Here is a 12441-nt window from a genome sequence, read left to right as displayed (position 1 = left end):
ATATCCCGAGCGGGACTGTTTTTCCTGCCCGCCTTCCTTCAGACGGCATTGCAAACCCTATGCCGTCTGAAGCGCATTATTGCTCTTCGTGCCACTTGTTGCCGTCTCGCGCCAACAGTTCGCGCGCGGCTTCCGGCCCCCACGAATGCGCGTCGTAGCCGTGCGGCGGGGTGGTGTTGTTTGCCCAGTTTTCCAAAATCGGCATCACATATTCCCAAGCGGCTTCGAGTTCGTCGCGGCGGTTGAACAAAGCGAGTTTGCCGTTAATCACATCCAGCAACAGACGCTCATAAGCCTCGGCGCGGCGACCCTCTAAGGCTGCACCCAAGTCCACGCCAATCGGTGTCACTTCGACTTTGTTGCCCGCACCCGGGGTTTTCACTTGCGTGTAAAGGCGGACGGATTCGGTCGGCTGAAGCTCGATAACCAAACGGTTCGGCGCAGCTTGGCTGTTGTCGAAAATATGGTTTTGCAGCGGACGGAAGTTCAACACGATTTCCGCCACCTTGCCCGCCATACGTTTGCCGGTACGCAGGTAGAAGGGTACGCCTTTCCAGCGTTCGTTTTCGATTTCGGCCTTGATGGCGACATAGGTTTCGGTAAAGCTGTCTTGCGGCACATCTTTTTCTTCGAGATAACCTTTCATACCGTTTGCTGCAACATATTGCCCGCGAATAACATTTTCGTTGACGGATTCGATGGTCAGCGGTTTCAACGCTTTGATGACTTTCACTTTCTCGTCGCGCACGGCATCGGCATCCAAGCTAGCAGGTGCCTCCATCGCGGTCATACAAAGCATCTGCATCAGGTGGTTTTGCACCATATCGCGCAACGCACCGGTAATGTCGTAAAACTCGCCGCGCTCTTCCACGCCCAACTGTTCGGCGATGGTCAGCTGTACGCTTTCAATATATTTGTTGTTCCACAAAGGCTCGAACATCACATTGGCAAAACGCAATGCCGGCAGGTTTTGCAGGCTTTCTTTGCCCAAATAATGGTCGATGCGGTAGATTTGGCTTTCTTTAAAATAGCGGGCGACATCGGTATTGATTTGTTGGGAAGAGGCCAAGTCCGTACCCAATGGTTTTTCCAAAACCACGCGCGCGTTGTCGGCGTTCAAACCGATTTCGGCAAGGTTTTCACAGGCTTGTGCAAAGAATTTCGGCGCGGTGGAAAGATAGATGACGACATTGTCGGTTTCCTTGCGGGCTTTGACTTTTTCGCCCAAGGCAATGAAATCGCCTTTCTCTGTAACATCGACTTTCAAATACTCGATACGTCGGATAAACGATGCCCACGCTTCATCTGAAAAATTTTGTTTGATATGGATTTTAGAATTCGTTTCCACTTTGGCCAAAAAGCCGGCGGTATCCAATTCGCTGCGGCTTACGCCCAAAATACGACCTTCGGGATGAAGCAAACCGGCCACATGCGCCTGATACAGGCAGGGCAAAAGTTTGCGCATTGCCAAATCGCCGGTCGCACCGAACAACACCAAATCAAAATTTGTCTGTGTACTCATCGCATTATCTCGTCAGGAAAGGATTTTTCAATGTCGCCTTAACGCCGCCCTCCCCTCATCGCCGGAACGACGGTCATCAGGCAGGGCAATCGGCATAATGTGAGTAGTAATACTACTCATCGCTACACTTTTTGTCCATTCATATTTTTTACAATTTGTTTGACCTGCCCCAAAAATAAGGCAAATTTCCCCGCGTCCCGACAAACGTCGGGGTATCCTGCGCCTTAAACCAAGCTTCTCCCCCGAATGTCTGACTTTTTTTGTAACAAAATTACAAATTTTGTATTATAATAGCTCCGCTTCCCACTTCAGACGGCATACCTTCAAAATATTCCCCGTCCGAACACCCGATACAAAAAATCAGAAACGCGCAAACACAATCCCAATACATACCACCTTTCCGACAGGAGACCGAACATGAACCCCACTCCTATCCACCCCAAGCTCGCCGAAATCACCGGGCGCATTATCGAACGCAGCCGCCCGACGCGTGAAAAATATCTGGCAAAAATACGCAGCGCCAAACAGATGGGACGCTTGGAGCGCAACCGGCTCGGCTGCAGCAATCTGGCGCACGGTTATGCCTCTATGCCCAAAAGCATCAAAATCGAAATGCTTCAGGACACCGTCCCCAACTTAGGCATCATCACCGCCTACAACGATATGGTTTCCGCACACCAGCCGTTTAAAGACTTCCCCGACCAAATCAAAGACGAAGCACAGAAAAACGGCGCGACCGCCCAAGTCGCCGGCGGCACGCCCGCGATGTGCGACGGCATCACGCAAGGCTACGCCGGTATGGAATTGTCGCTTTTTTCCCGCGACGTGATTGCGATGAGTACCGCCGTCGGGCTGTCGCACCAAATGTTTGACGGCGGCCTGTTTATGGGCGTGTGCGACAAAATCGTGCCGGGTTTGATGATCGGCGCGTTGTCTTTCGGCCATATTCCCGGCATCTTTGTTCCGGCAGGCCCGATGTCCAGCGGTATCGGCAACAAAGAAAAAGCCCGCACCCGCCAGCTTTTCGCCGAAGGCAAAGTCGGTCGCGACGAACTTTTAAAAAGCGAAATGGGTTCTTACCACAGCCCGGGCACCTGCACTTTCTACGGCACGGCAAACTCCAACCAAATGATGATGGAAATGATGGGCGTACACCTGCCCGCCGCCGCCTTCATCCATCCCTATACCAACCTGCGCGAAGCCCTGACCCGCTACGCAGCCGGACACCTCGCGCGCGGCATCAAAAACGGCACGATTAAACCATTGGGCGAAATGTTGACCGAAAAATCCTTCATCAACGCCCTGATCGGTTTGATGGCGACCGGCGGCTCGACCAACCACACTATGCACCTCGTCGCTATGGCGCGTGCGGCCGGCGTGATTTTGAACTGGGACGACTTCGACGAAATTTCCTCCATCATCCCATTGCTGATTCGTGTGTACCCCAACGGCAAAGCCGACGTAAACCACTTTACCGCTGCCGGCGGCCTGCCTTTCGTCATCCGCGAATTGCTGGACGCAGGCCTGTTGCACGACGATGTCGATACCGTCGTCGGACACGGTATGCGCCACTACACCAAAGAGCCTTTCCTCATTGACGGCAAGCTTGAATGGCGCGAGGCTCCCGAAACCAGCGGCAACGACGACATCCTGCGTAAAATCGACAATCCGTTCTCCCCGGACGGCGGTTTGCGCCTGATGAAAGGCAACATCGGACGCGGCGTGATTAAAGTGTCCGCCGTGCGCGAAGGCTGCCGCATCATCGAAGCGCCCGCCATCGTGTTCAACGACCAGCGCGAAGTGTTGGCTGCGTTTGAACGCGGCGAGTTGGAACGCGATTTTGTGTGCGTCGTCCGCTACCAAGGCCCGCGCGCCAACGGTATGCCCGAGTTGCACAAACTGACCCCGCCTTTGGGCATCCTGCAAGACCGGGGCTTCAAAGTGGCTCTGCTGACCGACGGCCGTATGTCCGGCGCGTCCGGCAAAGTGCCCGCGTCCATCCATATGACCCCCGAAGCCCTGATGGGCGGCAACATCGCCAAAATCCGTACCGGCGATCTGATCCGCTTCGACTCCGTGACCGGCGAACTCAACGTCCTGATTGACGAAGCCGAATGGAATGCCCGCGAAGTCGAACACATCGACTTGGGCGCGAACCAACAAGGCTGCGGCCGCGAACTCTTCGCCGGCTTTCGCAGTTTGACCGGCGGCGCGGAAACCGGCGCGATGAGCTTCGGCGGCGAATTTGCCTGATGTGCGTTTCAGACGGCCTTTTCATAAAACGAGAGGTCGTCTGAAAACCGTCCCCCATCACGTTTGACCGCAGCAAAAACAATACCCCATTCCATCCGGAGAACCGAAATGTCCAAACTGACCCCCCGCGAAATCCTGACCGCCGGCGCAGTTGTACCGGTAATGGCGATTGACGACTTGAGTACTGCCGTCGATTTGTCCCACGCCCTTGTCGAAGGCGGCATCCCCACCCTCGAAATCACCCTGCGCACCCCTGTCGGCCTCGATGCCATCCGCCTGATTGCCAAAGAAGTGCCCAACGCCATCGTCGGCGCGGGTACGGTAACCAATCCCGATCAGCTCAAGGCCGTCGAAGACGCAGGCGCGGTTTTCGCCATCAGCCCGGGTTTGCACGAATCCCTCGCCAAAGCCGGACACAACAGCGGCATCCCCCTGATTCCCGGCGTTGCCACTCCGGGCGAAGTCCAACTGGCTTTGGAACACGGCATCGACACCCTCAAACTCTTCCCCGCCGAAGTCGTTGGCGGCAAAGCAATGCTCAAAGCCCTCTACGGTCCTTATGCCGACGTGCGCTTCTGCCCGACCGGCGGCATCAGCCTCGCCACCGCACCCGATTACCTGGCACTGCCCAACGTCTTGTGCGTCGGCGGCTCTTGGCTGACCCCGAAAGAAGCTGTGAAAAACAAAGACTGGGACACCATCACCCGCCTCGCCAAAGAAGCGGCGGCGTTGAAACCCAAAGCCTGAACCGCATCGTAAAAATGCCGTCTGAAGCCCTTTCCTGCTTCAGACGGCATTTTGCCGATTGGCGGCGCAGTCGGCATACACGGCAGCACCGCTCCGACATACCGCCCCTAAAATACCCATCCATCTTCCGCATAATAAAAATAACGGTCAGTCTATTCGACAAATACAGCAGCCGGACAGCCCGTTTTACACGGCTGAAAAAATGCCGTCTGAAACGCATTCAGACGGCATCCACTTAAAAAACAACTGATTCAACGCCGATTAATCCGCTTCCAAAACCACTTTCATGGCTTGGTTTTCAGCGGCGTGTTTGAACACGTCGTAGGCTTTTTCCAATTCGCTGAATTTGAAACGGTGGGTCAGCATTTTGGTGTAATCGACGGAGCTGCTGGAAATCGCCTTCATCAGCATTTCGGTGGTGTTGGCATTGACCAAACCGGTAGTGATGGCAAGATTTTTAATCCACAGTTTTTCCAGTTTGAAATCAACGGATTGACCGTGTACGCCGACGACGGCGATATGACCGCCGGGTTTCACGATGTCTTGGCACATATTCCAAGTTGCAGGGATACCGACCGCTTCGATGGCACAATCTACGCCGTCTTCGCCGACAATGGCGAAAACTTGTTTGGAGACATCGCCTGAGGCGGGGCTGATAGTATGGGTCGCGCCCAATTCTTTCGCCAGTTTCAAACGGTTTTCGTCCATATCGCAAACGATGATGGCGGCAGGGCTGTACAGTTGCGCGGTCAACAGGGCAGACATACCGACAGGGCCGGCACCGGCGATAAAGACGGTATCGCCGGGTTTGACATCACCATATTGCACGCCGATTTCGTGGGCGGTCGGCAAGGCATCGCTCAACAACAGGGCGACTTCTTCGTTGACGTTATCGGGCAGCGGAACAAGGCTGTTGTCGGCATAAGGCGTGCGGACGTATTCGGCCTGCGTGCCGTCGATCATATAGCCCAAAATCCAACCGCCGTTGCGGCAGTGTGAATAAAGTTGGATTTTGCAGTTGTCGCAAGTGCAGCATTTGCTGACGCATGAAATAATGACTTTATCGCCGACTTTGATGTTTTTTACAGCCTCGCCGACTTCTTCTACAATACCGATGCCTTCATGACCGAGGATACGACCGTCGGCAACTTCGGGATTTTTGCCTTTCCAAATACCCAAATCGGTACCGCAAATCGTGGTTTTGACGATTTTCACCACCGCGTCGGTCGGATCGATAATCTGCGGACGGGGTTTTTCTTCAAAACGGATGTCGTTTGCGCCGTGATAAACCATTGCTTTCATAATGATACTCCTTGCTTGTTGATAAATAATTTCAATACTGCAATAAAGTCTCTTTATGTGGTTTATATACCCCTATAATCTGTATGTCAATAAGAATTACTTTCACAATGTTATACCATAACATTTTGTTTTCCATATAAATAAAACCACCGATTGATATTAATGAACACACTCATCCCCTTCTCCGAACGGCTCATCCGCTGGCAAAAACAACACGGCAGACACCACCTGCCTTGGCAGGTGCAAAACCCTTATTGCGTCTGGCTTTCCGAAATCATGCTCCAGCAAACGCAGGTTGCCACCGTCTTAGACTACTATCCGCGTTTCTTGGAAAAATTCCCGACCGTACAAACGCTTGCCGCCGCGCCGCAAGACGAAGTGTTGTCGTTGTGGGCGGGTTTGGGGTATTACAGCCGCGCGCGCAATCTGCACAAAGCCGCGCAACAAGTCGTCGAACAATTCGGCGGCACGTTTCCATCCGAACGCAAAGACTTGGAAACCCTCTGCGGCGTAGGCAGAAGCACCGCCGCCGCTATTTGCGCCTTCGCCTTCAACCGTCGCGAAACCATTTTGGACGGCAACGTCAAACGCGTACTCTGCCGCGTGTTCGCCCGCGACGGCAATCCGCAGGACAAAAAATTTGAAAACTCGCTTTGGACGCTTGCCGAAAGCCTGCTGCCGTCTGAAAACGCCGATATGCCCGCCTACACGCAAGGTTTGATGGACTTGGGCGCAACCGTGTGCAAACGAACAAAACCCTTGTGCCATCAATGCCCGATGGCGGACATCTGCGAAGCGAAAAAGCAAAACCGCATCGCTGAGTTACCGCGCAAAAAAACCGCCCCAGAAGTGCAAACCCTACCGCTTTACTGGCTGATTGTCCGCAACCGAAACGGCGCAGTCTTGCTGGAAAAACGCCCCGCCAAAGGCATTTGGGGCGGTCTGTATTGCGTACCGTGTTTTGAAAGTTTGAACGGGCTTTCCGACTTTGCCGCCAAATTCTCCCTGACCATGACAGATATGGACGAACAAACCGCCCTGACCCACCGCCTGACGCACCGGTTGCTGATGATTACGCCGTTTGAAGGGCAAATGCCGTCTGAAAGCCCTTCAGACGGCATTTGGATAAAGCCGGCGCATTTGAAAGATTACGGTTTGCCCAAGCCTTTGGAAATTTATTTAAACAGTAAAAAGTTTGGGACTATATCAGATAGAGAAAGTTAAGCCTGACAGCATTGTGTACACGGACACCTTTCGTAGTTATGATACGTTTAATGTCAGTGAATTCAGACATTTTCACATCAATCACAGCACGCATTTTGATGGCTGTGACCCAATGGCGCAAACCATTGAATGAACCAAATATAGTCGCCACAGTTCCAATCGCTGTTGTCGCGCAAATGACGGTCAGATTGCAAATAATGCGCCTGCGCCACTTCATCAAAATAAGCCCATGAGATATAACCGATTGGTTGGGTACCCTTGCAAAACAAAGCGAACTGCCCGTTTTTTAACACAGGCAACACATAAGTCGGCATCAGGCAATAGGCACTTGGCGATGCTTAGGCGACTGATACCACAACCAAGTGATAGCACCGGGTGCTTCGCTTTCGTTCCATTGTTCATTGGGGTAGAGTTTAGGGGAGATGATGTTTAAGGGTGGAGTGATGGGCATATTTTAGGTTAGGGTTGGTGTTGGTTAAAACAAAAAATGGTTTCAGCCTGAAATGAAATATTTCACGTTAAAACATAGTTTTAGCATACTAGACTGAATTGTAGGGGGCAATAAGCAACGACCCTACCATTCAACAATTCTCGTTAATTGCACAGGTTACACTGGCTATTGCACAAACAAATGACCATACTACTTATCTTTATGAACATTATAACCACCATTACTTTGCCTACATTGATAAGGTGTTTTATCAGCATTTCTAATATAAGTCATATTGACTTATATTAGAAATATTTTTTGCTCCACAATTTTTAAAAAAGATTTTAATAGGATTAAATGAATAATAATCATCTAAAAGTTTAATAGCGACAACAAAATAATTATCTTTAGTTCGTTCTCCAAGAATTGTGTCTCCCCACCAAAACCAAACTCTGTTCTCAGGATGCATAGTTTCTGCCCAGTCACTCAATCGCCAGGATTCGTATGCTGCCTTTTTAGCTTCTTCTAATTTTTGCTTATATGCTAATGAATAGAACCAATCACGTTCTTTTTCCACCTCTTCTATTGTGAGTTCTCGCGCAAAATTTTTGGTAAATTGATGCGGTAAAATTGCTTTCCATTGTTCTATATCATCAATCCATTTATGTTTTATATACAAATTATTGAATACAAACAACACTTCTTTTACTAATTTCCTAACCTCCTCCACATTGCCATCACATTCAATTACATAGGTTTCACCATAAGAATTCTCGATAAAATCGGGAAAAGCATTGATAAGAAGTCTTTCTCTTTCGATTCTAACCCACTCATAAAAAGATAAATTATCTGCCATTTTTTCCACTTCCTTTAATGATTTGGTTTTCAAAATTTCTAAAATCATGCGGACGAATACCAAATTGATTTGTTGCTTTAGTTGGGTCAGCAATAACAGGTCGTAATCTATTTGGGTCGTATGTTTTCACTTTATTTTCAGGTAATGCTATCTTATTCAAATCATCTACAACAGATTTTGGTACAGTGAAAGTTTTAACTTGTACATCAGGCAAATTTTGTCTTACTTTTTGTTCTAAATATTGAATTGCTCTTTGTCTATTGCCAAAATTTAGGTATAGTGTTGTATTCCCTTGTATTTGAACCATTCCTGTATCAGAAATTAATAATCTAGTATTAGGTGTTCCCTCGATACGGTAAACAGTTACTCGCTTTGGATTTAATGTCGGTAGCGGAACATAATATTTTTGCCCCTCTATTCGTATATTAGGATTAACTCTTTTTATTAAACGACTTATTCCTCTTATCCCTGTTGAAATCTGCCTTCCTGCTAATCCAAGTGCAGGAAAATCATTTAATGCACCTACTATGAATCTTGTTGTTCCTTGATTAAAACTACTATCAGCTTCGGTAGCATATACTTGAGCGGCTTGAATTAACTGCTGATGAGTTGCATTTGGATAATGTTTTCGTAACTCCGCGACAACATTATTTATACCCATAGAATAAACCCATTGCTTATTCATAGCTGTCAGTTCATCACAATAACCAGCAGTACACTTAACTTTTGCCCAAGTTAAACGGGTATCTTGTGCTTGACTTAAGATTCTAGCCTCATCAACTACTCTTTGTTTACATATTTCATCAGTAGCACATGCAAAATATGTTTTATCTACTTCAATTAACTGTTTAACAGATAACCAGTTATTCCCCACCGCACTTTGCGCATTCAGGCTGCCTTGCGCTGCATTGGTTGTTGTGTCGCCAATAGCTGCTCCTGTTGCCGTTCCCAACAAGCTTGTAATCGCTGAAACAGTTTCTTTCTCTTCCGCCGCTAAGTCGCTTCCTTTTTCTTTGCCATATAACCATTTGCTGATGTAAGGCGCAGCCGCTTCCGACCCGCCCGCACCCAATGCTCCTGCTAGAGCATTGTTGTCTCCTGCTGCGGCAACCGCTGCTCCTAATACCGCGTGGGCAAGAACGTGTGCGGTTTCTTGACTGGCGGTTAGTTTGCCATTCGCGTTTTGACCGGCTAAATCTTTAAAGTGCTGTCCAATCGCATACGATACGGCCGGTGATGCGGTAGCCGCAGCGATGCCCGCTCCGCTTTGGGTCGGCGCAGCCAAGCCTGAGGCTAACATGTTGAGAATGACTTTGCCTTGTTGCCAATTATCTGCTTTTGCTGCCGCATCTTGAGCTTCATGGGCTTTGCGTTTGGCAGTTTCCATATCGCCATCGGCTAATGCCTCGGCTGCTGCTGTTTCGGCTGCTTCTTTGTCTGCTTTGAGTTTGTCTAAATGTTGGTTAATCTCGGTATTGGCTTGTTGAACATTTTTACTAAAATCTTGGCTGACGGTTCTTTGTAAATCCAGTTCACTTTGCACTCTATCTTTGTCAAATACGTTTTTCAGACGGCCTGTGTGTTGATCGGCGGTGTCTGTTGTTGTGTTGGTATATATGTCGGCTTTGCTTTCCTCCGCTGTTTTGCCTGTCAGCCGGATTTGTGAGGCTTCGTCTGTGATTTGAATGTTGCGGGTGTTGATGCCGCTTTTCGTGATGCTGCTTTGGCTGTCGCTGTCGCTGCCATAACCCACTGATGAACTTGCGCCGTTTTTATCGGCTACGCTTGTCAGGTGTTTGTTTTGAGGTTTATTTTGTGCTCCCTGTCCCAGTGTTTTGCCGCTTATGGACGCACTTGCGCCCAATCCAAAACTTTCGCCTTTGTATTGGCTGTGGTTTTGAATGTCGCTGGCAGTAAGGGTGGCCGTCTGAAAGCGGTTTTTACCCTTGTCTTCTGCGCTTTGGCTGCTGGTGATGATGCTGCCATCAAGTTGTGTGTGTTGTTTCACATTGACTTGATAGCCCGAATCGGAGAGGCTATGTCATTGTCCGAGCAGGACGGCTTTGAACATGGACAACAGGGGATAGGCGGGACGGCCTCGGTGGTCTCGAACGTAACGGGTTCTTTGACGATTCAGGTATTGCTCAATCGGTTGCCAATCAATCACTTGATCCAACTTCAATAGTGGGAAGCGGTCGATGTGTTTGGCAATCATGGCTTGGGCAGTTTGCTGGAAGAAGATGCTCATGGAAAATCCCCTAAATGTCTTGCTGTGAATTTAGGGGATTTTGGAGAATTTTGCAAAGGTCTCAGGCTACGCTGGCGGAAACGAAGTACAGCGAAGCGAAAGCCAAAACCGCGGTGTATGAATGCATAACCTATAATTGAAAATTTGCGTTAATTACAGATAATGCCAGCTGAAAATGTTTCAAAAAAATTGCATCCATTTTATTAGAATTTATAAGATTGAAATATCACCAATCTATTTTCCCCTGTTTCCTTAGCTCTTCTTCATAACAAGCAAATCCATATCCCAAACTAAAAATATCCTTTACCGAAGCAGTTGTTTTTACTGAGCAAAAAAATAATTCTATTTCTTCATGCACATTTACAATTGTAAAATCAGTATGATGCAGTTGATTGTACCGATTAATTTCATCTTCTAATAAATTAGGAGAAATTACATCAATTTCAAAAATTACTTCTTGTGCCATTATTTTTTTACTCCATCTATTAATGTTAAAGTTACATTTGGAAACATTTTTCTAAACTGTTGAATAACATTGGAACAAGAACTACAAAAAGGATTTTCAGAAACATTTTTTAAATGTCCTCTGATATTAGGATAAACATTTCCTGCTTTTGCCCCCATTTTATATGCAAAATCATTCAGCATCCTATATTCTGCATCAGTAATTCTATTCCATAACTTACCATTTACTCCAACAGCATTTTCAGCTGTAAAAATGTGTATCTCGCGTTCTGCTCTTTGTATTGATGTACTACGCCAAATTTTACTATCCACTTGTTTACCGTTAATAATCCCATCTAAATATCCAAAATTTCCACCTTTTGTTTTGACATTTGCACGATGCTGAGAGATCCGTTGTGCAGCATTTGCAATTTCTGTTTTGGTTGGCCTGCCAAACTCTTGAATAATCGAAGGAATTGGTTTTAGCGTATATGGAGGTAGATAATTATCCGCAGCGCGAGAAATTTTCCCAGCTACATAAACTACTTTTATCCCATTTATTGTCGCAGAGCCTGTTCTTTTTAATTGTGTCAAGGCGGCACTAAAATATTTTAAGGCAGAGGGCGATTTTGCTACAAGTTGTGCTGCTCCGCCAACAGCCAATCCAATATCTCCGGTTGAGCGCCCAATAACCATGCTCTGACCAAACACATCATTTTGTTTTACAAATAGGTCATATTCTTGTTGACGTTCATTTACCAATAAAACAAATCCCAATTGTAAAAGCTCTACTCTATCGGGAGAAGTTGCTAGAAGTTTTAAAGACTGTAATGTTTCTTTGGGATTTAATATTGGTGTCGCTAAATCGCCAATAGCTGCTGCTGTACCTAATAATGAACCTCCTATTCGCTTTATATCTTGTTCCGCATCTTCTAAATTGTAATTATTCCCCACCGCACTTTGCGCATTCAGGCTGCCTTGCACCCCATCTGTTGCGCTGTTGCCGACTGCCGCACCCGTAGCCGTACCCAATAAGTTTGTAATCGCTGTTACAGTCTCTTTCTCTTCCGCCGTTAAGTCGCTTCCTTTTTCTTTGCCGTATAACCATTTGCTGATGTAAGGCGCAGCCGCTTCCGACCCGCCCGCACCCAATGCTCCTGCTAGAGCATTGTTGTCTCCTGCTGCGGCAACCGCTGCTCCTAATACCGCGTGGGCAAGAACGTGTGCGGTTTCTTGACTGGCGGTTAGTTTGCCATTCGCGTTTTGACCGGCTAAATCTTTAAAGTGCTGTCCAATCGCATACGATACGGCCGGTGATGCGGTAGCCGCAGCGATGCCCGCTCCGCTTTGGGTCGGCGCAGCCAAGCCTGAGGCAATCATATTTACCAAAATATTGTCATGTTGATGCGAAAGGT

The 12441-nt window shown here is 48.1% G+C and carries 11 protein-coding genes and 3 pseudogenes; 5 read left to right on the top strand and 9 right to left on the bottom strand.

Annotated elements, in window-relative coordinates; genetic code table 11:
• Nucleotides 1-76 precede the first annotated feature (76 nt).
• Nucleotides 77-1522, bottom strand: coding sequence for a glucose-6-phosphate dehydrogenase (zwf, locus tag FGL10_RS02245; protein ID WP_003707663.1), 1446 nt, complete (start codon nt 1520-1522; stop codon nt 77-79).
• 417 nt (nt 1523-1939) lie between these two features.
• On the opposite strand from zwf, the gene edd reads away from it, so the two are divergent.
• The 3 genes from edd to FGL10_RS02230 all read left to right on the top strand — a co-directional run bounded on the left by edd (nt 1940) and on the right by FGL10_RS02230 (nt 4761).
• Nucleotides 1940-3775: a phosphogluconate dehydratase gene (gene edd / locus FGL10_RS02240; protein WP_003707666.1), complete on the top strand. Its 1836-nt coding sequence runs from the start codon at nt 1940-1942 to the stop codon at nt 3773-3775.
• Between the two features lie 108 nt (nt 3776-3883).
• Entirely contained in the window at nt 3884-4522 is a 639-nt protein-coding gene (locus FGL10_RS02235; protein ID WP_003707667.1) for a bifunctional 4-hydroxy-2-oxoglutarate aldolase/2-dehydro-3-deoxy-phosphogluconate aldolase, read from the top strand.
• A gap of 14 nt (nt 4523-4536) precedes the next feature.
• Nucleotides 4537-4761 carry a hypothetical protein gene (locus FGL10_RS02230; protein ID WP_003707668.1) on the top strand — a complete coding sequence of 75 codons (225 nt, stop codon included), beginning with the start codon at nt 4537-4539 and terminating at the stop codon, nt 4759-4761.
• A 22-nt stretch (nt 4762-4783) separates the two neighbouring features.
• Here the strand turns inward: FGL10_RS02230 and FGL10_RS02225 are convergent, their stop codons facing one another.
• Nucleotides 4784-5824 (bottom strand): zinc-dependent alcohol dehydrogenase family protein, encoded by a 1041-nt coding sequence (locus FGL10_RS02225; protein WP_003707669.1) that lies wholly within the window; start codon nt 5822-5824, stop codon nt 4784-4786.
• 162 nt (nt 5825-5986) lie between these two features.
• Between FGL10_RS02225 and mutY the strand changes: the two genes are divergently transcribed.
• Nucleotides 5987-7048 carry an A/G-specific adenine glycosylase gene (gene mutY, locus FGL10_RS02220; protein ID WP_003707670.1) on the top strand — a complete coding sequence of 354 codons (1062 nt, stop codon included), beginning with the start codon at nt 5987-5989 and terminating at the stop codon, nt 7046-7048.
• Nucleotides 7038-7145, top strand: a pseudogene (locus FGL10_RS02215) (IS1595 family transposase); the annotation flags it as partial. The gene mutY and the pseudogene FGL10_RS02215, both read left to right, overlap by 11 nt.
• On the opposite strand, the gene FGL10_RS02210 reads toward FGL10_RS02215, so the two are convergent.
• The 7 genes and pseudogenes from FGL10_RS02210 to FGL10_RS12425 form a co-directional block, all read right to left on the bottom strand.
• Entirely contained in the window at nt 7126-7362 is a 237-nt protein-coding gene (locus FGL10_RS02210) for a toxin-activating lysine-acyltransferase (protein WP_115118827.1), read from the bottom strand. The pseudogene FGL10_RS02215 and the gene FGL10_RS02210 overlap by 20 nt on opposite strands.
• Nucleotides 7362-7499: a hypothetical protein gene (locus FGL10_RS02205; protein WP_003707673.1), complete on the bottom strand. Its 138-nt coding sequence runs from the start codon at nt 7497-7499 to the stop codon at nt 7362-7364. The genes FGL10_RS02210 and FGL10_RS02205 overlap by 1 nt, the downstream gene beginning before the upstream one ends.
• A gap of 259 nt (nt 7500-7758) precedes the next feature.
• Nucleotides 7759-8334, bottom strand: a complete 576-nt coding sequence (locus tag FGL10_RS02200) for a hypothetical protein (protein ID WP_003707674.1) — start codon at nt 8332-8334, stop codon at nt 7759-7761.
• A pseudogene (locus tag FGL10_RS12430) lies at nt 8324-10363 on the bottom strand (VENN motif pre-toxin domain-containing protein); the annotation flags it as partial. The gene FGL10_RS02200 and the pseudogene FGL10_RS12430, both read right to left, overlap by 11 nt.
• A gap of 15 nt (nt 10364-10378) precedes the next feature.
• Nucleotides 10379-10582 (bottom strand): annotated as a pseudogene (locus FGL10_RS02190) (transposase); the annotation flags it as partial.
• A 226-nt stretch (nt 10583-10808) separates the two neighbouring features.
• Nucleotides 10809-11048: a hypothetical protein gene (locus FGL10_RS02185; protein ID WP_003711469.1), complete on the bottom strand. Its 240-nt coding sequence runs from the start codon at nt 11046-11048 to the stop codon at nt 10809-10811.
• Nucleotides 11048-12406: a deaminase domain-containing protein gene (locus tag FGL10_RS12425; RefSeq protein ID WP_003711471.1), complete on the bottom strand. Its 1359-nt coding sequence runs from the start codon at nt 12404-12406 to the stop codon at nt 11048-11050. The genes FGL10_RS02185 and FGL10_RS12425 overlap by 1 nt, the downstream gene beginning before the upstream one ends.
• Nucleotides 12407-12441 lie beyond the last annotated feature (35 nt).

Source organism: Neisseria lactamica (assembly GCF_901482445.1).
Taxonomy (GTDB): domain Bacteria; phylum Pseudomonadota; class Gammaproteobacteria; order Burkholderiales; family Neisseriaceae; genus Neisseria; species Neisseria lactamica.
Note: the sequence above shows the minus strand (reverse complement) of the source record. Positions and strands in the feature narration are given on the sequence as shown.

Bases quoted from the DNA above. Each gene is read 5' to 3' on its own strand.
- zwf (WP_003707663.1), bottom strand. From the start codon at position 1,522: ATGAGTACACAGACAAATTTTGATTTGGTGTTGTTCGGTGCGACCGGC.
- edd (WP_003707666.1), top strand. From the start codon at position 1,940: ATGAACCCCACTCCTATCCACCCCAAGCTCGCCGAAATCACCGGGCGC.
- FGL10_RS02225 (WP_003707669.1), bottom strand. From the start codon at position 5,824: ATGAAAGCAATGGTTTATCACGGCGCAAACGACATCCGTTTTGAAGAA.
- FGL10_RS02185 (WP_003711469.1), bottom strand. From the start codon at position 11,048: ATGGCACAAGAAGTAATTTTTGAAATTGATGTAATTTCTCCTAATTTA.
- FGL10_RS02205 (WP_003707673.1), bottom strand. From the start codon at position 7,499: ATGCCCATCACTCCACCCTTAAACATCATCTCCCCTAAACTCTACCCC.
- FGL10_RS12425 (WP_003711471.1), bottom strand. From the start codon at position 12,406: ATGATTGCCTCAGGCTTGGCTGCGCCGACCCAAAGCGGAGCGGGCATC.
- mutY (WP_003707670.1), top strand. From the start codon at position 5,987: ATGAACACACTCATCCCCTTCTCCGAACGGCTCATCCGCTGGCAAAAA.
- FGL10_RS02200 (WP_003707674.1), bottom strand. From the start codon at position 8,334: ATGGCAGATAATTTATCTTTTTATGAGTGGGTTAGAATCGAAAGAGAA.
- FGL10_RS02230 (WP_003707668.1), top strand. From the start codon at position 4,537: ATGCCGTCTGAAGCCCTTTCCTGCTTCAGACGGCATTTTGCCGATTGG.
- FGL10_RS02235 (WP_003707667.1), top strand. From the start codon at position 3,884: ATGTCCAAACTGACCCCCCGCGAAATCCTGACCGCCGGCGCAGTTGTA.
- FGL10_RS02210 (WP_115118827.1), bottom strand. From the start codon at position 7,362: ATGCCGACTTATGTGTTGCCTGTGTTAAAAAACGGGCAGTTCGCTTTG.